General features: G+C 37.1%; 19 protein-coding genes and 1 tRNA gene. 9 read left to right on the forward strand and 11 right to left on the reverse strand.

The genetic code is table 11. From position 1 onward, the window contains the following. Nucleotides 1-92: 92 nt before the first annotated feature. From bsh to OS138_RS04955, 3 genes are all read right to left on the reverse strand, one after another. Nucleotides 93-1,067, reverse strand: coding sequence for a choloylglycine hydrolase (gene bsh, locus OS138_RS04945; protein WP_325069760.1), 975 nt, complete (start codon nt 1,065-1,067; stop codon nt 93-95). Between the two features lie 337 nt (nt 1,068-1,404). After that, a tRNA-Ser gene (locus tag OS138_RS04950) sits at nt 1,405-1,492 on the reverse strand. Between the two features lie 144 nt (nt 1,493-1,636). Beyond that, nucleotides 1,637-2,203: a TetR/AcrR family transcriptional regulator gene (locus OS138_RS04955; protein ID WP_002302607.1), complete on the reverse strand. Its 567-nt coding sequence runs from the start codon at nt 2,201-2,203 to the stop codon at nt 1,637-1,639. 255 nt (nt 2,204-2,458) lie between these two features. Here OS138_RS04955 and OS138_RS04960 point away from each other — a divergent pair, with 255 nt between their 5' ends. Next, entirely contained in the window at nt 2,459-3,790 is a 1,332-nt protein-coding gene (locus OS138_RS04960) for a DUF1576 domain-containing protein (protein ID WP_002293921.1), read from the forward strand. Further along, the gene (locus OS138_RS04965) at nt 3,756-4,109 is read left to right on the forward strand and encodes a hypothetical protein (protein ID WP_002293923.1); all 354 of its coding nucleotides are present in this window, start codon (nt 3,756-3,758) and stop codon (nt 4,107-4,109) included. Before OS138_RS04960 ends, OS138_RS04965 begins: the two co-directional genes overlap by 35 nt. Nucleotides 4,110-4,200: 91 nt before the next feature. Here OS138_RS04965 and OS138_RS04970 read toward each other — a convergent pair whose 3' ends face one another. Together OS138_RS04970 and OS138_RS04975 are read right to left on the reverse strand one after the other, a co-directional pair. Continuing rightward, the gene (locus tag OS138_RS04970) at nt 4,201-4,620 is read right to left on the reverse strand and encodes a cupin domain-containing protein (RefSeq protein WP_002306407.1); all 420 of its coding nucleotides are present in this window, start codon (nt 4,618-4,620) and stop codon (nt 4,201-4,203) included. Continuing rightward, nucleotides 4,621-4,965 carry a carboxymuconolactone decarboxylase family protein gene (locus tag OS138_RS04975; protein WP_002293927.1) on the reverse strand — a complete coding sequence of 115 codons (345 nt, stop codon included), beginning with the start codon at nt 4,963-4,965 and terminating at the stop codon, nt 4,621-4,623. Nucleotides 4,966-5,314: 349 nt separating this feature from the next. Between OS138_RS04975 and OS138_RS04980 the strand changes: the two genes are divergently transcribed. Then, complete coding sequence (locus tag OS138_RS04980) at nt 5,315-5,911, forward strand: TVP38/TMEM64 family protein (RefSeq protein WP_002287776.1); 597 nt, start codon at nt 5,315-5,317, stop codon at nt 5,909-5,911. Nucleotides 5,912-6,034: 123 nt separating this feature from the next. Further along, nucleotides 6,035-7,834, forward strand: a complete 1,800-nt coding sequence (locus OS138_RS04985; protein ID WP_002293929.1) for a glycerophosphoryl diester phosphodiesterase membrane domain-containing protein — start codon at nt 6,035-6,037, stop codon at nt 7,832-7,834. A gap of 277 nt (nt 7,835-8,111) precedes the next feature. On the opposite strand, the gene OS138_RS04990 is transcribed toward OS138_RS04985, so the two are convergent. Then, complete coding sequence (locus OS138_RS04990; RefSeq protein ID WP_002293930.1) at nt 8,112-8,324, reverse strand: hypothetical protein; 213 nt, start codon at nt 8,322-8,324, stop codon at nt 8,112-8,114. Between the two features lie 460 nt (nt 8,325-8,784). Here OS138_RS04990 and OS138_RS04995 point away from each other — a divergent pair, with 460 nt between their 5' ends. The 3 genes from OS138_RS04995 to OS138_RS05005 all read left to right on the forward strand — a co-directional run bounded on the left by OS138_RS04995 (nt 8,785) and on the right by OS138_RS05005 (nt 9,844). After that, a complete protein-coding gene (locus OS138_RS04995; protein WP_002293931.1) occupies nt 8,785-8,934 on the forward strand; it encodes a hypothetical protein in 150 nt (49 codons plus the stop codon). A gap of 267 nt (nt 8,935-9,201) precedes the next feature. After that, nucleotides 9,202-9,588: a YxeA family protein gene (locus OS138_RS05000; RefSeq protein WP_325069761.1), complete on the forward strand. Its 387-nt coding sequence runs from the start codon at nt 9,202-9,204 to the stop codon at nt 9,586-9,588. A 67-nt stretch (nt 9,589-9,655) separates the two neighbouring features. Continuing rightward, nucleotides 9,656-9,844 (forward strand): integrase, encoded by a 189-nt coding sequence (locus tag OS138_RS05005; protein WP_080115581.1) that lies wholly within the window; start codon nt 9,656-9,658, stop codon nt 9,842-9,844. Between the two features lie 104 nt (nt 9,845-9,948). On the opposite strand, the gene OS138_RS05010 is transcribed toward OS138_RS05005, so the two are convergent. Both OS138_RS05010 and gdhA read right to left on the reverse strand, forming a co-directional pair. Then, nucleotides 9,949-11,295 carry a glucose-6-phosphate isomerase gene (locus OS138_RS05010; RefSeq protein WP_002288574.1) on the reverse strand — a complete coding sequence of 449 codons (1,347 nt, stop codon included), beginning with the start codon at nt 11,293-11,295 and terminating at the stop codon, nt 9,949-9,951. A 111-nt stretch (nt 11,296-11,406) separates the two neighbouring features. Further along, on the reverse strand, nt 11,407-12,756 hold the full coding sequence (gene gdhA, locus OS138_RS05015) for an NADP-specific glutamate dehydrogenase (protein ID WP_002293933.1): 1,350 nt from the start codon (nt 12,754-12,756) through the stop codon (nt 11,407-11,409). 116 nt (nt 12,757-12,872) lie between these two features. Between gdhA and OS138_RS05020 the strand changes: the two genes are divergently transcribed. Then, nucleotides 12,873-14,126, forward strand: coding sequence for an NAD(P)/FAD-dependent oxidoreductase (locus OS138_RS05020; protein ID WP_002293934.1), 1,254 nt, complete (start codon nt 12,873-12,875; stop codon nt 14,124-14,126). A gap of 70 nt (nt 14,127-14,196) precedes the next feature. Here the strand turns inward: OS138_RS05020 and ybaK are convergent, their stop codons facing one another. From ybaK to OS138_RS05035, 3 genes are read right to left on the reverse strand one after another with little or no spacing between them, the layout of a single operon-like run. Continuing rightward, the gene (gene ybaK / locus OS138_RS05025) at nt 14,197-14,682 is read right to left on the reverse strand and encodes a Cys-tRNA(Pro) deacylase (RefSeq protein WP_002288577.1); all 486 of its coding nucleotides are present in this window, start codon (nt 14,680-14,682) and stop codon (nt 14,197-14,199) included. Nucleotides 14,683-14,704: 22 nt separating this feature from the next. Further along, entirely contained in the window at nt 14,705-15,463 is a 759-nt protein-coding gene (gene aroD, locus OS138_RS05030; RefSeq protein ID WP_002293935.1) for a type I 3-dehydroquinate dehydratase, read from the reverse strand. 15 nt (nt 15,464-15,478) lie between these two features. Continuing rightward, complete coding sequence (locus OS138_RS05035) at nt 15,479-16,657, reverse strand: class I SAM-dependent rRNA methyltransferase (RefSeq protein ID WP_002293936.1); 1,179 nt, start codon at nt 16,655-16,657, stop codon at nt 15,479-15,481. A gap of 229 nt (nt 16,658-16,886) precedes the next feature. Here OS138_RS05035 and OS138_RS05040 point away from each other — a divergent pair, with 229 nt between their 5' ends. After that, a complete protein-coding gene (locus tag OS138_RS05040) occupies nt 16,887-19,007 on the forward strand; it encodes an LTA synthase family protein (RefSeq protein WP_002293938.1) in 2,121 nt (706 codons plus the stop codon). Nucleotides 19,008-19,052: the final 45 nt, after the last annotated feature.

The following is a 19,052-nucleotide window of genomic DNA, read 5'->3' on the forward strand; positions in this document are numbered from 1 at the left end:
CAAAAAAACCAGCAAAAAAAGACACGACCTAAAGATCGTGTCTAATTATGACTGTATCAGAAAATATGATACCAAACGGATCTATTCATTAATTAATTGACATAGTTTATCTGTTGCTCTTTTATGACTGGATAACTGACCAATTCATGACGATCCAAGTCTTCTTTATTCATATTTACAGCAGTAATTTGACTGTCTTCATACGTACGATAATAATAAATCCCTTTATCAACGTTACAGCAAGAAGAATAAATCGTATATTCGTATTTTCCTTCTCCAGTATCGCATACTCCTTTTTGTTGCTCGACTGAGCCTAGTATATGAAAAAATTGACTGATACTTTCAGATTCTGAATCACCTGATGCAGCATTCATTTTAGTAAATGTGGCTTTTACAAATCGAGAAACAGAAGAGAGAACTCCAGGTAAGCCCAATCCTCCCATCCCACGACTATAAACATCCAAGCTGATCTGGTTTGAAAAATGATTTTCTGGTGTTCCATTTGATAGCGAGCGATAATTGTTCAGATTAAATAATTGATAATCAAATGGTGGATTATTTGTCAACACACCGACAGGATTATCATATAAATGAAGTCCATCTTTCATACTTTCAATTACTATCGATTTTTCTTTATCAGCTAATAACCAGTGTAAAGGTGACAAGGGTAGTTTTTCACTAAAATCGATATTGACTAGATTGATAGTAGTCAATAATTCTTTAGCTTCGTCTATGGTTGAGCATTGCCCTAGTATCCATGGAATAAACTCAAATGGTGCAACGTTATCTTTTCCTTCTTGTAATTCTTTATAATCAGCATTGCCAGGAAAATTCAGTCCTGCCATACTCAATCCTTTTTCATTTGTAGCCTCATAATAGAGTGGATAGTTGGCTACCCCAGCTGCTATCCCAATCATTGCATAATGTTTATCTAAATTTTTTACCTTTCTAAAATCGAAACGATAATTTCTTGGAGTAATAGTGACTACTTCATTATAAGACATCTCATAATCAAAATTCCTTCCAAAATAATGGTCTTTCGTCGCATAAGTGATTGCGGTACACATCGTTTTCCCTCCTAAAACAAATCGTTTTTACACTTTTATCTTACATCTAGTATTTTTTTTATCAAAAAAAAGGCCAAAGAAGATTGATTTACTAGCATTTATAAAAAATAGTACTCAGGGGGAATCAAAAAATATTGTAGGCTAAAAGTACAACAAAAATAAGGGGCTGTGACAAAAGCCTTGTCACAGCCCCTTATTCCGAACAAACGGTGTTCAAAAGCTTGCATCTGCGGTAATAAGTCCAACCAAACGAAAAAATAGGAAAAGCTATTTTTGTTTGGCCGTTCTTATTACTTGATGCAGGACAGCTTCTTTACAACCTCTAATCGTTGATATAAGGAAGGTACAGGATTTGAACCTGCGCGCCGGTATTAGCCGGTTCGCCGGATTTCGAGTCCGGTGCATTACCACTCTGCCAACCTTCCGTAAGTACTATTTTTAAACTTTTTCCACGAAATGTCAAGCCTATTTCTAATAGATAAATAACAGAAATCGCTTTTTTTAGCAAAAAAGTCCATTGACAGTTTGCAGCCAACGGACTTACCGATCAAATTCATACTGATAGAACACTATCTGATTATTTCAGGATTATCTAATGCTAAAATCGAGTCAATTGTCCGTTTGATCAGTGCAATGATTTGTTCTTCTGTTGGATGCATGATATTTGATGACATCAATGACGCTAAGCCAGTCACTGCTACCCACGTACCAGTATGCAGAGCATCGACATATTCATCCGATAATTGATTGTATCTTTCATCTTCTTTAACTATTTCACAGAAATAATTGTATGAAAAATCATGCATTTTCTTTCCGTCCCCATGTTCATCAATGTACAATGCCATGTAAAGACTATGATGCTTTTTTGCAAAGTAGATATAGTTCAAACCGAGATCAATGATTTTATCACCAGTACGTTCAATAGGGAAAACATCTTCTTTTAGTTGTTCAAAGATAGAATCCAGCAACGTATTTTTTAAATCTTCCATGTTTTTGAATTCCAGATAAATCGGCTGTGTCGAAATCCCCATCTTTTTAGCAATATTTCTCGCAGTAAATCCTTTAAACCCTTCCTTTGCAACAACATCATAAGCAGCTTTTAGAATTTGATCCTTGGTATAGACTTTTCTTCTCATTAAAACTCCCCCACTTCTTTACTGCAGTATATGTTGTTTTATTGTACCCTATTTTTAGCATTTTTTGCAAACATTTTACTCAAAACGTTATATTTTAAATTTTTTTCTCAGTCTTCTTTAACTTTTTTTGCAAAATTAAAAAAATTTGGTTAAATTCAATGGGTTCCCTTACATTTTTAGTTTTGACCTAAATGATAGTTGACCAAATCTTTCATTTCAAGTTATAGTTAAAGAAAATGAAAAAGAAGGTGTGTAATGGAAAACGAAACTGACGTTATTTATATTCATCCTCAAAAACGAATCGTTTCACAGAAAAGAAAGTATTTTTATCTTGGTTTTACAGGTGCTTTTTTTCTTTTTATTGGCTTGCTTTCTGGTACTCCTACTGATAATTGGAGTGGATTGCTAACTATTCTTACCTCGCCAAGCAATCTTTTGACAGATTATTTTGCTTTAGGCGGTTTCGGAAGCGCATTCATAAATGTAGGGATTTTGACCTTACTTTCTGTGCTTTTAGCTTATCGGCACAAGGTGATTTTAAACGGTCCCTTATTTGCTTCGATTCTAACAGTTACCGGTTTCTCTTTTTTTGGCAAAAACCTTTATAATTCTATCTCAATCATTTTAGGTGTGTATCTATACGCTGTATTTGTCAATAAACCTTTTTCTCAGTACATCATGATCGGACTGTTTGGTAGCGCATTATCACCGGTCGTTAGTTATATCACTTTTGGTATGCGTTTTCCTTTACTGATAGGTATTTTATTGGGGAATTTAGCTGGCATAGCAATTGGTCTACTTCTTCCGCCCTTAGCTGCTCAAACTTTAGTTTTCCATCGTGGATTCACACTTTATAATATTGGATTCACCTCTGGGTTGATTGCGATGACTTTTACTGCTGTTTTGAGGTTATTCAGCTATTCAATCGTCGAAAATACATTGGTTTCCAATGAATATCACTTTCCTCTCATTTGGATTATTTTTGGCTTTTTTTCGCTGACAGTCGGAATTGGTTTCTATTATAATTCCTTTCGGCTTTCGGGGATTCGAGAGATTTTCGATTCATCTGGAAAATTGACAACTGATTTCATTGCTAATTCTGGTATTGGTGCTACTTTGATCAACATGGGCTTAGTTGGTCTGATGCTGTCTTCTTATGTTTTACTGGTTGGCGGTCAGTTAAATGGACCTGTCATCGGTGCTATTTTATCTGCGGTTGGTTTCAGTGCTTTTGGTTGTCATTTAAAAAACAGTTTTCCGATACTAGTCGGAATATTTATTGCTTCTTTGTTTGGAACTTTTCATGAGATCACCAGTACTGGCATGCTTGTGGCAGCTGTGTTTGGGACAGGTCTCGCGCCCATAAGCGGTTTTTACGGCAGTTTTTACGGTGTAATAGCTGGTGTGCTACATATTGCTCTTGTCCATAACGTCAGCACTTTACACGGAGGACTAAATCTATATAACAGTGGTTTTTCAACTGGTTTCGTTGCAGGTATCCTTGTACCGATACTAGATAACTTTACCGCTGTCAGAAAGGAAAAAAAGACACTTGGAAAAAGAATTATCAAAAAGAATCATCGATGAGCTTCTTACTTATTTATATTCCCATGAAATAACTGAAATACGTATTGGAGTAGAATTTGCTGAGGAAGGGCTTTTCATAGAGATACAGGGTACGGCAGAAACTCAGCCAGAAGATTTAGATGTACTTGCTGATTTGCTGAACAATCCTCGGGATCCTAGTATGGAAATCTACTATCAGGAACTATTAGGTAATCCCCGACATGATCGGGAAGATTATCATCTGTTAGGTAGTTTGATTGATGACGTGGAAATCATGTACGCCCAGCCGATTATCAATATTAAGATCTTTCGACGTGCTTCTCCTCGTTCCTATTATTAACCCTATTTTCTATTTATAAAAGGCTGAATCAAAAAAGCAGCTCCTGAAAGTTCGATTACAATCTACTTTCAGGAGCTGTTCAAGCTTGACATTATTGATTTTCCAATCCTTCATACACTTCATCTGTTACAGGTTCTAAAAACTCTGAGTTTCCGGAAGTGATCGCTAAATGTTCAAACCAACTGTCTTTTGTAGCACCATGCCAGTGTTTGATTCCTTTGTGCGTCACCACAACGTCTCCAGCTCTTAATCGTCTTGCTGGCTTTCCTTCTTCCTGGTACCATCCTTCTCCGCCAGTCACAAGTAAGATTTGATATCCATCTGTATGGACATGCCAGTGATTGCGACAACCTGGTTCAAATGTTACATTCCCTACACCAACAGAAACTTCGGGATCATTCACTAACATATTCAGATAGCTTTGCCCAGTAAATACCTGAGCGTAAGCTTCGTTTTTTTCCCCTGCTGGAAAAATCACGCCATTGTGTATTTCTTCGTATTTTGTCATCATTTACGCCTCTTTCTTGTTTACGCTGTTTCCTTCTAGATAGATTTCTTTTGCTAAGTTAAAAGCTGACCAAGCTTTTGGCCATCCTACATAAAAAGCTAAATGGGTAATGATTTCTGCTATTTCTTCACCAGTAATGCCATTTTGTTTGCCAATCTTCAGATGAGCTGGCAATTGTTCAAAATTTCCTCCTGAAATTAATGAAGATATGGTGATGATACTACGCTGATGAGCAGATAATTCTTCTCTGGACCATACTTGTCCAAATAAAACATCATCATTCAATTCTGCAAATTTTGGTGCAAAATCTCCTAATTGATCTCGTCCTGCGGTTTGTTTTTCTGCCATTTCTCTTATTCTCCCTTCACGACTGTTAGGTGATTCAACTATGGTTCTAAGGCAACTTTATTTTCTATTGTTTCTTCGCATTTCATTTTAAATGTAGTCTTTCAGCCTGTCCAATGCTTAGTTTATTCAGTCGATATGCTTTTTAAGCATAGTTGCTAACGCTTTTTTTATTTAAAAAAAAACAAGTTATTAAATAAGTCTTTAGTTGGATGTTTTTTTGAGATCAATCTTTTATACTTATGATGAACTTACAAAATTGTTTGTTTTCTGTCATATCAAAAAATGGCGCAGTTAGTTGCTTTTCTAGTAAAGTATAGTTAACAAAGAACCTCTAAGGAGTTGATGAATAATGAATATTGCTGCCTCTCGAAAACTGATAAATTTCATATCCATTATCGGATTAGGCCTATCAATCGCGCTGACGATTTATTTTATTAATTTAGGTGTTTTCAAAGATTTGAATGCGTTAAGAGGATTAGTAGGTGATTCCATCATTTTAGGACCGATTATTTTTGTCTTCATCCAAATCCTGCAAGTAGTTATTCCAATCATTCCTGGAGGGATCAGTACTGCAGCTGGTGTCCTGATATTTGGCCCTTATGCTGGATTTATCTATAACTATATTGGAATCTGCATTGGTTCGATTATCATTTTTCTGCTAGGGCGTCGTTATGGAAAGCCATTCATACTTTCCATGATTAGCGATAAGACATATAACAAATATATTGGCTGGCTGGATAATCAAAACCGCTTTGAGAAGCTGTTTGCTCTAGCTATTTTTCTTCCAGTTGCTCCTGACGATGCGTTATGTTTGATGGCTGGATTGACAAACATGTCAGTGAAACGATATACACTAATCATTTTGATTGCTAAACCACTGTCGATTTTCTTATATAGTATGGCCTTGATTTATGGAGGCCAATATCTAAGTGGTCTTCTTGGATAATATTTATTTTGCAAAATTAGTCATTGATTGACAATGTTAAATCTGGGAAAGGGGCTGCAAAACACACTGCACCCTTTCCTTTTTCATTAGATTTGCGCTACAATGTGAAGAGCAGGTGATAGGATGAATTATTTAAAACGTAGCTTAGGTAATGCTTGGGACTTTTTAAAAGGAACACAAGCTTATTTCCGTGATGTCTTGCTGATGCATGGCTTTATTTTATTTATTTGTTTACCCTTATTGAGCAGTACGACCCGTTTTATTTTACACCGAGGGGCAATTGACTATTTGTCTTATGACAATATTCCTTCAATTTTTTCTCAACATCCTGGAGTTCTACTCTCGTTAATCGTAGTTTTGATGATGATTTTACTGTTAGTTTATTTCGAATTTACTTTTCTTTTGATGAGTGTCTTTTTTATTAAAAAGAAAGAACCAATCTCTTTGAAGCAACTCTTACACTTGACGATACTTCAGCTGAAGAAAGTGAGACCCATTACTTTTTTGTTTTTCCTTGCTTATTTTTTATTGATTCTACCGATCAGCGGATTAAGTTTTAATTCTGATCTACTGTCAAAAATAAAAATCCCCGCTTTCATTATGGATTTTATTTTTGCTAACCGTTGGATCATCGTCAGTTCCTTTTTACTCGTTTATATTTTCCTTGGCTATATTGGGATTCGACTGATTTTTGCTTTACCGGAAATGATTCTACGAGATCGTCCTTTTCGAGCAGCCATTCGGGAAAGCTGGTCATTGACCAAATCGCGTCTTTTGGCCATCACGGGCCAATTTATTGTGATTGGCGGTACGATTTTACTCCTTTCTTCTTTAGGATATATCGTTGTTATTTTGGCACAAAGTATGGTTGAACAATTTTTCCCAGACTATGCATTGATCAGCGCTGTGTTTGCTATGACGCTTTTACAAGGGATTTTATTATTCAATATCGTGATGTCTACCGTAGGGATTTTTTATATCATTGTTGATTTCATGGATGACGAAGGCTTCTTGCCTGAGATCCCTAAGTGGTTTATCCCACAAGCCCCCAACTTGCGTTTCTCTGCGCTGAAAAACACTGGTTTGACTCTTTTTGCAGTTTTTTTCGGTATTGGCGTCTGTCTTTACAATATGGATTATCTGACTTCAGCTGTTCAGACAAAACCAGTGACTGTCTCTCACAGAGGTGTGAGTACCCAAAATGGGGCGCAAAATACTTTAGAAGCACTTGAAAAAACAAGCAGAGACTATCATCCTGATTATGTAGAGATGGATGTTCAGGAAACAAAAGATGGTCATTTCGTAGTGATGCATGATGCAAATCTTCGTCACTTAACAGGGGTAAATGGAACACCACAGGATCTTACATTGAAAGAATTGACAAATCTTACAGTTACTGAAAACGGAGTGCAAGCCCCTGTTTGTTCTTTTGATTCTTATTTGGAAAAAGCACATAAGCTAAACCAAAAATTACTTATTGAGATCAAGACCTCTAAAAAAGATTCGGATGACCTTGTCGAACGATTTGTCCATAAATACCGCAAAGTTATCTTAGAGAACCATCATATTTTGCAAAGTTTGACGTACCAAACCGTTTCAGATTTAAAAGAAGCAGAACCAAACTTTTATGTGGGCTACATCTTACCTTTCAATATTGTTGGGCCCCCTGTGACGCCTGCTGATTTTCTGACAATGGAATATAGTACGATCAACCGTAACTTCATTAATTCTGCCCACCAAGACGGAAAAGAAGTATATGTATGGACAATCAACGATTCAGATGCCATGAGTCGCATGATGTTTTATGGTGTGGATGGTATCATAACCGATGAGATGGGACTACTAAATGAAAGTGTGAAACAAACAGATGAAGAAATCACTTATTCAGATAAACTGCTAAATTTTGTTTTGGGAGTCGGCTAATCAAAAATCGTTAATGAAAAAAGTCTTTATACAACAAAAAACGCATAACCTGCCACCGCAGGTATATGCGTTTTTTGTTTGACGCTCATAATGTGTGCTTAACTTTCTCTTGATTCCTTCATCGCACGAACAATAGCTAAAATAGCAGGAATTGCAGAGATCACTGCAAGAATAATTCCCATTTTCCCTGAACTTTTTCTTTTTGGCATATCTTCTCGCTCCCTTCTGTCTTTATTTATATTATAAGGGAGTTCTTGCGAATTCTCAAAAATACTGTTTAAGAAACCAATTCAGTAGGTGCGCTAATATCACAGAATTTTACGAGCATGCGATACTTGCTTTCATTGATAAGTTGATAGTCTCGTTGGTCATAACTTTCAACATACACGACAGCCGTGTTGATATATGTACGTTCAATACAGCCGATTAGTTCATGAGATACTCCGATCGGTTTGCATATATAAGATCTTCCTACTTCTGCTTTTACCATTTCATTCCCTCTTTTCTTTATTTTTATTTTGTTTTTCTTTATTTTATAATAACAAATTACCTTATATTTGAAAACGTTTTTATTCATTTTTTTATTTTTTATTTTGAGTATCTTTCTGCTTTTTAGATAACTATTTTTTAACACGATCTTAGACGTTGTGACAAAAACGTTTGTTTATATTCCTATGTTGTTCGTGCGTTTTTTTCTTTATATTGCTAAGTTATTTATAAAGAGGTGAGCATATGATTTATATTCAAGCAATAGTATTTGTAACCTTGATGATTGGGCTACTTATCGGATTAAAAGAAAATAGCTAAACCATTTAAGAAAAAATAAATAAGGAAAATGATAAATGCTTTTTAATTGCATCAAAAAACGTACGATGCTAAACTTGGTATAAGTTCGAAAGTTTAAAGGAAACTTTCAAGAACTAAATTACATTACAAAGGAGATGAATTTTATGACGTTTACAAAAACAAATATGCAATACCGCGTAGCTTTTGATACAACTTCTAACCGTTTTATGGCGATTGATGCACAAAACGAAAATAACGTTGCGTTTGGTATTACAATCGAACAAGCAGTCCGAGCATTAAACGAATCTAGATAAGGAGTGAACCATTCCAAATGGCGACTGATGAGATCTCGGAAAATCAATAAAAGACGTTTGTAACGGTAATCCGCGACAAACGTCTTTTTGTATTCATTACATATATTTGGAAATTGTCTCTCTTTATCTCTAGACCTAAACAAAAACACAAGTTCTAATATCAACCATCTCGTTTTTTATGACAATTTTGTTAGCTGTTTCGATGATAATATTCCGTTATTATCTGTATAATATTTAATATAATAAAAATAAAAAAGGAGATCTTTCATGAAAAAAATGTTAGGGTTGATCGTTATCATATTGATTGCTTTTATAGGATGGAAAGGTTGGGACTACTATCAGTCTACTTATGTAGGTAAAGATTATTATGCGGTAGTCAAAGCTCCAATGCCTGCAGAAACTGATATTAAAGCAGATAATGGGGAAGTAATTGGAAGAGGTTTTAAATACAACGTAGATGCTTATGCTGAAAACGGTGAAAAAAGACAGTTAGATTTCGATGTCATTACTTCTGGTGACTCTGCCAATGGTTCTGCTTACCCCGAAGGAACGATCTTGCAGTTGAAAGCAAGCGAAAAGCGGATCATAGAGAAAAAAGTAATTACCAGCGATAAGGTACCCTCATCTGTAAAAGAAAAATTAGGCCTATCTTAAGCTAAGAATATATCGTAAAAAGCACTCGAAGTGAGTGCTTTTTTTGTTGATTTTAGAAAACAAAAAAATAGAATGGGTCTTCGAAGTCACTTTCCTGTTCTTCCAGTCCTTATTAGAAGATATCAAAGATTTTTTAGGTCATAAAGATATTTCTACTACACAAGTCTATGCCCATATTTCTCCCGAAGTGAAAAAAAGATCAATGAATCAACTAGAAAACTATATAGAAGAGCAAATAAAAAAGCACTCAAATTGAGTGCTTTTTTTTAAGTTCGCTATCACTAAAACTATCACTAATTTTATTTAGAAGCGAACATGTTTCTATCACTGATTTTTTAAATCTAGCGAAAAAACCTTATCTTACAGGCGTTCGTTCAATTCTTTGGCAAGGTCTTCAAAGCCTGGTTTGCCTAGAAGTGCGAACATGTTTTTCTTGTAAGCTTCTACACCTGGTTGGTCGAATGGGTTGATTCCATTCAAGTAACCTGAAATACCTACAGCAATTTCAAAGAAGTACATTGTATAACCCAATGTATAAGCATCCATTTCTGGAATTTTGACTAGCAAGTTAGGCACGTCACCGTCTGTATGAGCAAGCAATGTTCCTTCAAATGCTTTTGTATTTACGAAGTCCACTTCTTTTCCTTGCAAGTAGCCTAGACCGTCTAAATCTTCTGCTTGTTCAGGAATTGTGATTGATTTACGAGGTTTTTCAACCTTCACAACTGTTTCAAAAATATTGCGACGTCCTTCTTGGATGAATTGTCCTAAAGAGTGCAAATCAGTTGAGAAGTTTGCACTTGAAGGATAGATGCCTTTTTGGTCTTTTCCTTCAGATTCACCATACAATTGTTTCCACCATTCTGAGAAGTATTGCATTCCTGGTTCATAGTTGATCAACAACTCAGTTACTTTGCCTTTACGGTAAAGAATGTTACGCATTGCTGCGTATTGGTAAGCTTCGTTTTCTTCTAGTTTGTCGCTTGAGTATGCTTTGCTTGCATCAGCGGCACCTTGCATCAATGCATCGATATCTGCACCACTAACAGCGATTGGTAACAAACCAACAGCAGTTAATACAGAGAAACGTCCGCCGATGTCATCAGGAATCACGAAAGTTTCCCAACCTTCTGCATCTGCTTCTACTTTAACTGCACCTTTTGCTTTATCTGTTGTAGCGTAGATACGTTTGTTTGCTTCTTCTTGTCCATATTTCTTAACAAGAAGCTCTTTGAATACACGGAACGCAATCGCTGGTTCAGTAGTTGTTCCAGATTTTGAAATAACGTTTACTGAAAAGTCGCGATCACCGATTACTTCGATCAAGTCAGCAATATATGTTGAGCTGATTGAATTTCCGGCAAAGAAGATTTGTGGTGCTTTTCTTGTGTTGCTATCTAATAAATTGAAGAATGTGTGATTCAAGAAGTCAATCGCTGCACGAGCGCCTAAATAAGAACCACCGATACCGATAACAACTAATACTTCAGAATCAGATTGGATTTTTTTAGCTGCTTCTTTGATACGTGCAAATTCTTCTTTGTCATAGTTCGTTGGTAAATCGATCCAGCCGCGGAAGTCGCTTCCTGCGCCAGTACCTTCCCGTAATTCGTTGTGGGCTGCTGTTACTTGGCTTTGCATGTACCCTAACTCTTGTTCGTTGACAAACGGTGCTACTTTTGAATAGTCAAAATGAATGTGTGCCATTTGTTCTCCTCCTTATAGGTTTACTCTACAGGTAATACTTTACGTTTTTTTTTATTATTTTTCAAGCAAATAAACAAAATGCTGACAATATTTCCAAGAAAGTTTCATTTTTCAAACTAAACCTTCTGCTGCCATTGCTTTGGCAACTTTTTCAAATCCAGCAACATTTGCTCCAAGAAGCAGATTTTTTTCGTCGCCGTACTCGGCTGCTGTTTGGCGACACGCATGGTAAATCGTTTCCATGATTTGATCCAGCTGCTCATCCACTTGCTCTCTTTCCCAAGTCAATCGCTGGGCGTTCTGACTCATTTCTAAAGCAGATACTGCCACTCCTCCAGCATTAGCAGCTTTTCCTGGACAATACCACACGCCTGCTTCATGAAGAACAGAAACAGCTTTTACTGTACATGGCATATTAGCGCCTTCTGCTACGATTTTGATCCCATTTTCTACTAAGATTTCGGCCAAGCTTTCGTCTATTTCATTTTGAGTAGCACATGGCAAAGCGATATCCGCTTTTTCTTTCAATGTCCAAACAGATTCTCCAGCATGATAAATAGCAGAAGGACGTTGGTTTGCGTATTCCGTCAAACGTTGTCTATTGATTTCTTTGACTCCTTTCAATAGTTTCACATCTATTCCTTCTGGATCATAGATGTACCCGCTAGAATCTGAACATGTAACAACTTTCCCGCCTAGCTCTTGCACTTTTTCGATTGCATAAATGGCTACATTCCCGCTTCCGGAAACAAAAACTGTTTTTTGATTAAATGAATCTTTTTCTTCGTTCAATAGATGTTTGACATAATACACTAATCCATAACCAGTAGCTTCCGTACGTATCTTACTTCCCCAAAAATCCAAAGGTTTACCTGTCAACACACCAGTATCATATTTTTTCAATCGTTTATATTCGCCGAACAAATAGCCGATTTCTCTAGCTCCTACACCGATATCTCCCGCAGGAACATCAATCGATGGGCCGATATGTTTTGACAATTCCAGCATGAAACTTTGACAAAAACGCATGATCTCATTATCAGATTTTCCTTTAGGATCGAAGTCACTTCCGCCTTTTCCTCCACCGATTGGCAGACCGGTTAAACTATTCTTGAAAATCTGTTCAAAAGCCAAAAATTTTAAGATACTTAGATTGACACTAGGATGGAAGCGCAATCCACCTTTATAAGGGCCGATAGCTGAATTGTATTGGATACGGTAGCCTCTATTTACTCGCCAGTTTCCTTCATCATCTTGCCAAGGCACTCGAAATTGAATAACTCTTTCTGGTTCCGTTAAAAGTTCTAAGATATTCTTTTCGATATATTCGGGATGAGTGTCCAAAAAAGACATAACCGTGGGCATGAATTCATCGATTGCTTGTAAAAATTCTTCTTGCCCTTGATCCTTTTGATGTAGCTTTTCTTGAATTGCTTGAACATATTCTGTTGCGTTTGTCATCGTTCCACGCTCCTTTGCTTATCTTCCCCCATTTTAGCTCATTTTCTCTTTTGGCTCAAAACATTTTTTTCTGTTTTCTTTCTTCAGATATGCTACACTTTCCTTGAGGTGAGGGAATGGAAAAACTGTATGATGTGATCGTAGTCGGCGCTGGAACAAGCGGGATGATGGCAGCGATCAGTGCAGCTGAACAAGGCGCACGCGTACTCTTGATCGAAAAAAACAAAAAAGCAGGAAAAAAACTACTGATGACAGGTGGTGGTCGGTGCAATGTTACGAACAATCGTCCTGTTGATGATTTGATTGCACATATTCCTGGAAATGGAAAGTTTTTATATAGTACGTTTGCGCAATGGAATAATTTCGATATCATGAACTTCTTTGAATCACAAGGCGTACATTTAAAAGAAGAGGATCATGGACGGATGTTTCCTGTAACAAATAAATCAAAAACGATTATCGAAGCATTGCTCAATCGTCTGAAAGAACTAGATGTGACGCTTCTATTCTCTACTCGAGTAGAGAAATTGATCCACAAAGAACATAAAATTTACGGTATACGCACGGAATTCGAAGAGTTTCATGCTCCTGCCGTTATCTTAACAACTGGTGGACGGACTTATCCATCTACTGGTTCTACTGGAGATGGGTACAAGATCGTGAAGCGAGTGGGTCACACGGTGACGCCTCTTTATGCGACAGAGTCCCCCTTGATATCGGATGAACCGTATATTCAGGAGAAAACACTTCAAGGGCTTTCTTTACAAGACATCACTTTACGCGTTTTAAATAAAAAAGGTCGTGTATTGACTGAACATACGATGGATTTACTTTTCACCCATTTCGGTATTTCTGGTCCGGCTGCACTGCGTTGTTCAAGTTTTGTCAATAAAGAATTAGAGAAAACGGGAGAACCAGTGACACTTTCTCTGGATTGTTTCCCTACACAAACCAAACAAGAGCTTATTCATTTATTGACAGAAAAAAGTAAAACCACCAAAAAGAACTTGGTAAATGCCTGGCACGGTTTATTACCTGAGCGGTTGTTAGTTTTCTTTCTTGAGCGGCTTGAAATGGATCATCTGACAGGACAACAAGCCTCTCAAAAACAAATTCAAGATTTCGTTCAATTATGCAAAGAGTTTAAGCTATCAATCAACAAGACTTTTCCTATTGAGAAATCATTTGTAACTGGCGGAGGGGTTTCTCTAAAGGAAATTCATCCTAAAACGTTGGAGAGTAAAATCATTGATGGTCTGTATTTTGCGGGAGAATTACTGGATGTCAATGGTTATACTGGCGGCTTTAATATCACAGCGGCTTTCGCTACAGGGCATGTAGCAGGAATGAATGCTGGGCAAAGAGCATAATGTATAAAAAAGAAAGAAGAAGACTGGGCAAACAACATCCCGGCCTCCTTCTTTCTTTTATACGTATGATTTATTGTTTTATATCTGCAAATTGTCCGCTCGTTAATGCACAGATATCTTGAGGTGCTAACTCCATCTGTAGCCCTCTTCTGCCAGCCGAGACAATGATTTGTTCATAGCTTTCTGCAATTTGATCTAAATAAGTAGGAAATAGTTTTTTCATACCTATAGGCGAGCAGCCACCACGTATGTATCCGGTCGTTGCTTCCAAATCTTTTAAATGGAGCATTTCTACTTTTTTATTCCCTGAAACTTTTGCTAATTTTTTTAGATTCAATTCGGCTTCTCCCGGTATCACAGCAACAAGAGGCCCCGTCACATTGCCCACAGCAACCAGTGTTTTAAATATACGAGATTGGCTTTCTGGAAGCTGTTCAGCGACCGATGACGCACTTAGGTGGCTTTCGTCCCACTCATATTCGTGCTCTGTATAGGGAATCTTTTTTTGTTCGACCATACGGATTGCATTCGTTTTTACTATTTTTTTCTTTGCCAAAAAATATCACCTCAAACTTGTTCTACAACGGTTCATTTAATAATTGAATAATTTGCTTCAATGCTTTGACCGGTAATTGTCCTGGAGCAGAAGTAGAATCGCTGCTTAAGGAACCAAATGTCATAACGGAACCCGTCGTTCCGCCAGCCAGACGAGAAATTTTACCAAGATTTCCCATGGACATCGTAATAATAGGCATGGAGACAAAAGCATTTGCCCGTCTAGTCAACTCCATCAACCGCAAAACATCTCGTTCATTATTGGGAGTTACTGCCAGTTTTCCGATATCGGCTCCAAAATGTTCCATAACATTCAATCGGTAAAGCAAGACAGGGTCTGCTGGTGTTTCTTTAAAATCATGACTACTGATAATTAAAGGAATGTTTAAAGACTTGATTTCCTCTATCAGTCTTTTTCCTAGACTTTCTACTTTGAACAACTCGATATCGACCATATCTACTAATCCTGTGTGTATCACATGTTCATAAAGGTCGCGATACTGACGGATCGATATGTCTTGTTCTCCGCCTTCAGCTAAGGTACGAAACGTAAATAATAACGGCAGTCCATCAAGCATCTCATGGATAAGAACCAATGTTTCTGCTACTTCATCAAAAGAAAAAACTTCACGATAATGATCGACTCGCCATTCGACTAAATCGGCCCCTGCTTCACGTGCAAGAACTGCTTCACGTAATACTTCCTCTCGGACGGCCCCGATAAGAGGCGCACAAATCTTTGGTCTACCGCTTCCTATATTCAATCCCTTTACCCGAACCATTCTGCATCGCTCCTTCTAATGGTTATTTTTAATTTGATAAACAAACACTTTCAGATAATTGCCTTCTAAAAAGGTATCCGTCGTCTGGAAATCTTTTGGCAGACGATATAAAGCAAGTTGTTCAAAAGAAACATTTTTGGCATGGAATTCCTCTTCAATCATTGTTTGGAATTGTTCTATCGAGACATTCGCAGCATTTGTAGACGCAATAAGTATCCCGTCTTCTGCTAAAATATCCAGACTATCCTTGACCAGTTCCCCATAATCTTTTGCTACGCGAAAGACTTTTTTCTTATTTCTGGCAAAACTTGGTGGATCCAATACAATCATGTCATATAAAAATTGTTTTCTTTTGGCGTATTTGAAATACTCGAATACGTCCATAACAATGATTTTTTGCTGATCGACATCCAAACCATTCACTTCAAACTGTTCCTGTGTTTTTTTTAAACTGCGTTTTGCTAGATCGACACTTGTTGTTTCGATTGCCCCTCCCATTGCGGCAGCAACAGAAAAGGCGCCGGTATAACTAAACATGTTCAAAACTGTTTTCCCAGAAGCGAAACCTTCTGCTAATGATCCCCGTACTTCTTTTTGGTCTAAAAAGATCCCAGTCATTAATCCTTCATTTAAATAAACGGCAAATTTTACTCCGTTTTCTTTTACGATCAAGGGTTCCGGTGCCTCTTTTCCGTAAATGAACTGGCTCTCAGGCAGATTTACTGATTCAAATCGAATTTTCTCATAGCCTCCTATGATTTCCGGGTAGATTTCACGAAAAGCTTGAATCAATAATTCACGATGTGCATATAACGTTTCGTTATACCAAGAAAAAACAGCATAACCTGCATAATAATCAACAATCAGACCGCCGATCCCGTCTCCTTCTCCATTGAATATACGAAAAGCGGTAGTAGAATCATCTGAAAAAAAGAAAGTTCTTTTTTCTTTTGACTTCACAAAAAGTTCTTCAAAAAATGATTGATCAAATGGGATGTTCTGCTGGCTCAATACCCAACCGATTCCCTTATTCTGCTTTCCTAGATATCCTTTTGCGATAAATTGGTTTTGCGAATCAACTAATTCCACCCATTGCGTGGTTTCTTTTTGGGGATGAGCAAGGTCTTCTTTTTGGATCAGTGGATATCCTTTTTTCAATCGATTGCTTGCTCTTTTTTTTACTTGTACTTTCATTCCTTCACCTACTTTAGCTTTCTCTTCCCAAGTATAACAAAAAACATAGGACTTGTCTTACTGCTCATTTTTTCATGAAGCTTAAAGAAAACCTTAATGAAACAGCATAAACTTCTGGTTTCAATTGACACTATATTGTCATACTAGTAAAATAAATGAGAATAAGTGAGCTGTGTAACATGGTTTCATGACACTTCTGTGATTAAGAAGTGCAGAAAGGAAGATTATCTTGAAATATATAAAAACACCTGCCTTTTTGAATAAGAGGCTCGGATTTTTTTCTTTACTAGTCGTTTTACTTTGGTTGAAAACGATTTTTGCCTATTTAGTTGATTTCCATCTCGGAATCGAAAGTGGCATTCAATACTTTATCTTGTTTATCAACCCTATTGCAACTACATTGTTATTACTTGGAATTGCTCTTTATATCAGACGCCCTAGAGTTGCTTATATCACGATGATGGTCATTTATTTTCTTTTGACATTGCTTGTTTTTTCGAATGTCACTTATTATCGAGAATTCACGGACTTCATTACGATCAACACGATTTTAGGTGCTGGGAAAGTAGCGAGTGGTCTGGGAGAAAGTGCCATTCGACTGTTTCGCCCATATGATGTGATCTATTGGATCGATTTTATTATCTTGGCTGTTCTGCTGATTGCAAAAAAAATCAAGTTGGACCCTCGCCCGATCCGAGCAAGAATGGCTTTTGCGATCTCTACATTAGCAGTTATGATTTTCTCAGGAAATCTTTTTATGGCGGAAGCTGATCGTCCAGAATTGCTGACTCGAACATTCTCTCGTGATTATTTGGTCAAATATCTTGGCTTGAATGCTTTCATGGTTTATGACGGTGTTCAAACTTACCAGACAAACCAAGTGCGGGCAGAAGCAAGTCCCAATGATATGAAAGAAGTAGAAAATTATGTAAAAGAACATTATGCAGCACCAAATGACGATTTGTTCGGGCTTGCTAAAGGAAAAAATGTGATTTATATCCATTTAGAAAGCTTCCAGCAATTCTTGATCGATTATAAATTGACAGATGAGAATGGTGTCCAGCATGAAGTTACACCTTTCATCAATAGTCTTTACCACAGCAACAGCACGTTCAGTTTTGACAACTTTTTCCATCAAGTAAAAGCAGGAAAAACAAGCGATGCGGAAACGCTGATGGAAAATTCATTGTTTGGCTTGAATCAAGGCTCCTTGTTCACACAATTAGGCGGAAAAAATACTTTCCAAGCTGCACCTGATATTTTAAGTCAAACACAAGGTTACACTAGTGCGGTATTCCATGGGAACGCTGGTACATTCTGGAATCGAAACGAGACATACAAGAATTTAGGATATGATTATTTCTTTGATTCTTCTTATTATGATGTTAATGATGACAATTCGTTCCAATACGGGTTGCATGATAAACCATTTTTCCAACAATCCGTACAATACTTGGAACGTCTGCAACAACCATTTTATTCAAAATTCATTGCTGTATCTAACCATTATCCTTATTCAAAATTCACCAATGACGAAGCAGGATTCCCGTTAGCCAATACAAATGATGAAACGATCAACGGTTACTTTGCGACAGCCAATTATTTAGATACCGCCGTACAAGAATTCTTCAATTATTTGAAAGAAAGCGGCTTGTATGATAATTCAGTCATCGTCCTTTACGGTGACCATTACGGTGTCTCGAATTCAAGAAATAAAAATCTAGCTGAATTAGTTGGAAAAACAAGTTCTACTTGGACAAACTACGACAATGCACAAATGCAGCGTGTCCCTTATATGATCCATATCCCTGGACAAACACAGGGCGGAATCAATCACACTTACGGCGGACAAGTTGATGCCTTGCCTACATTACTTCACTTACTAGGTGTAGATACAAAAAATTATATTCAGTTAGGACAAGATCTATTCTCGAAAGATCATGAACAGCTTGTTTCTTTCCGTGATGGTGATTTTGTTACACCAAAATATACTTACTACGGTGGTACGATCTATAGTAACGAAACTGGTGAAGCTATTACTGAACCTACTGAGGAAGTACAGAATGAAATTGATTCACTGAAAGAAAAAGTTGATAAACAGTTAGCTGTTTCTGACCAAATCAATAATGGTGATCTTCTTCGGTTCTATACGAATAGTGGATTAGACCCAATTGATACCAGTGATTATGACTACAAGAATGGCTTAGAGAAATTAAAAGAAGCTGAAAAATCTCTTGGTGACAAGTCAACTAGTGTCTTTAGTGAACACAAGGGACAATCAACTGTTGATCTTTATAAAACGCAAACGTACCAAGAACTTCACGGAACGACCACAAGTTCTTCCGAATGATAAAATAAATTTAAAAGGAGCAGCGACAAAATTATTGTCGCTGCT

This window comes from Enterococcus sp. E5-37, from assembly GCF_035726925.1.
GTDB lineage: Bacteria > Bacillota > Bacilli > Lactobacillales > Enterococcaceae > Enterococcus_B > Enterococcus_B faecium.

Coding starts and splice junctions, on each gene's coding strand:
- bsh (WP_325069760.1), bottom strand. CDS start 1,067: ATGTGTACCGCAATCACTTATGCGACGAAAGACCATTATTTTGGAAGG.
- OS138_RS04955 (WP_002302607.1), bottom strand. CDS start 2,203: ATGAGAAGAAAAGTCTATACCAAGGATCAAATTCTAAAAGCTGCTTAT.
- OS138_RS04960 (WP_002293921.1), top strand. CDS start 2,459: ATGGAAAACGAAACTGACGTTATTTATATTCATCCTCAAAAACGAATC.
- OS138_RS04970 (WP_002306407.1), bottom strand. CDS start 4,620: ATGATGACAAAATACGAAGAAATACACAATGGCGTGATTTTTCCAGCA.
- OS138_RS04975 (WP_002293927.1), bottom strand. CDS start 4,965: ATGGCAGAAAAACAAACCGCAGGACGAGATCAATTAGGAGATTTTGCA.
- OS138_RS04980 (WP_002287776.1), top strand. CDS start 5,315: ATGAATATTGCTGCCTCTCGAAAACTGATAAATTTCATATCCATTATC.
- OS138_RS04985 (WP_002293929.1), top strand. CDS start 6,035: ATGAATTATTTAAAACGTAGCTTAGGTAATGCTTGGGACTTTTTAAAA.
- OS138_RS04990 (WP_002293930.1), bottom strand. CDS start 8,324: ATGGTAAAAGCAGAAGTAGGAAGATCTTATATATGCAAACCGATCGGA.
- OS138_RS04995 (WP_002293931.1), top strand. CDS start 8,785: ATGACGTTTACAAAAACAAATATGCAATACCGCGTAGCTTTTGATACA.
- OS138_RS05000 (WP_325069761.1), top strand. CDS start 9,202: ATGAAAAAAATGTTAGGGTTGATCGTTATCATATTGATTGCTTTTATA.
- OS138_RS05010 (WP_002288574.1), bottom strand. CDS start 11,295: ATGGCACACATTCATTTTGACTATTCAAAAGTAGCACCGTTTGTCAAC.
- gdhA (WP_002293933.1), bottom strand. CDS start 12,756: ATGACAAACGCAACAGAATATGTTCAAGCAATTCAAGAAAAGCTACAT.
- OS138_RS05020 (WP_002293934.1), top strand. CDS start 12,873: ATGGAAAAACTGTATGATGTGATCGTAGTCGGCGCTGGAACAAGCGGG.
- aroD (WP_002293935.1), bottom strand. CDS start 15,463: ATGGTTCGGGTAAAGGGATTGAATATAGGAAGCGGTAGACCAAAGATT.
- OS138_RS05035 (WP_002293936.1), bottom strand. CDS start 16,657: ATGAAAGTACAAGTAAAAAAAAGAGCAAGCAATCGATTGAAAAAAGGA.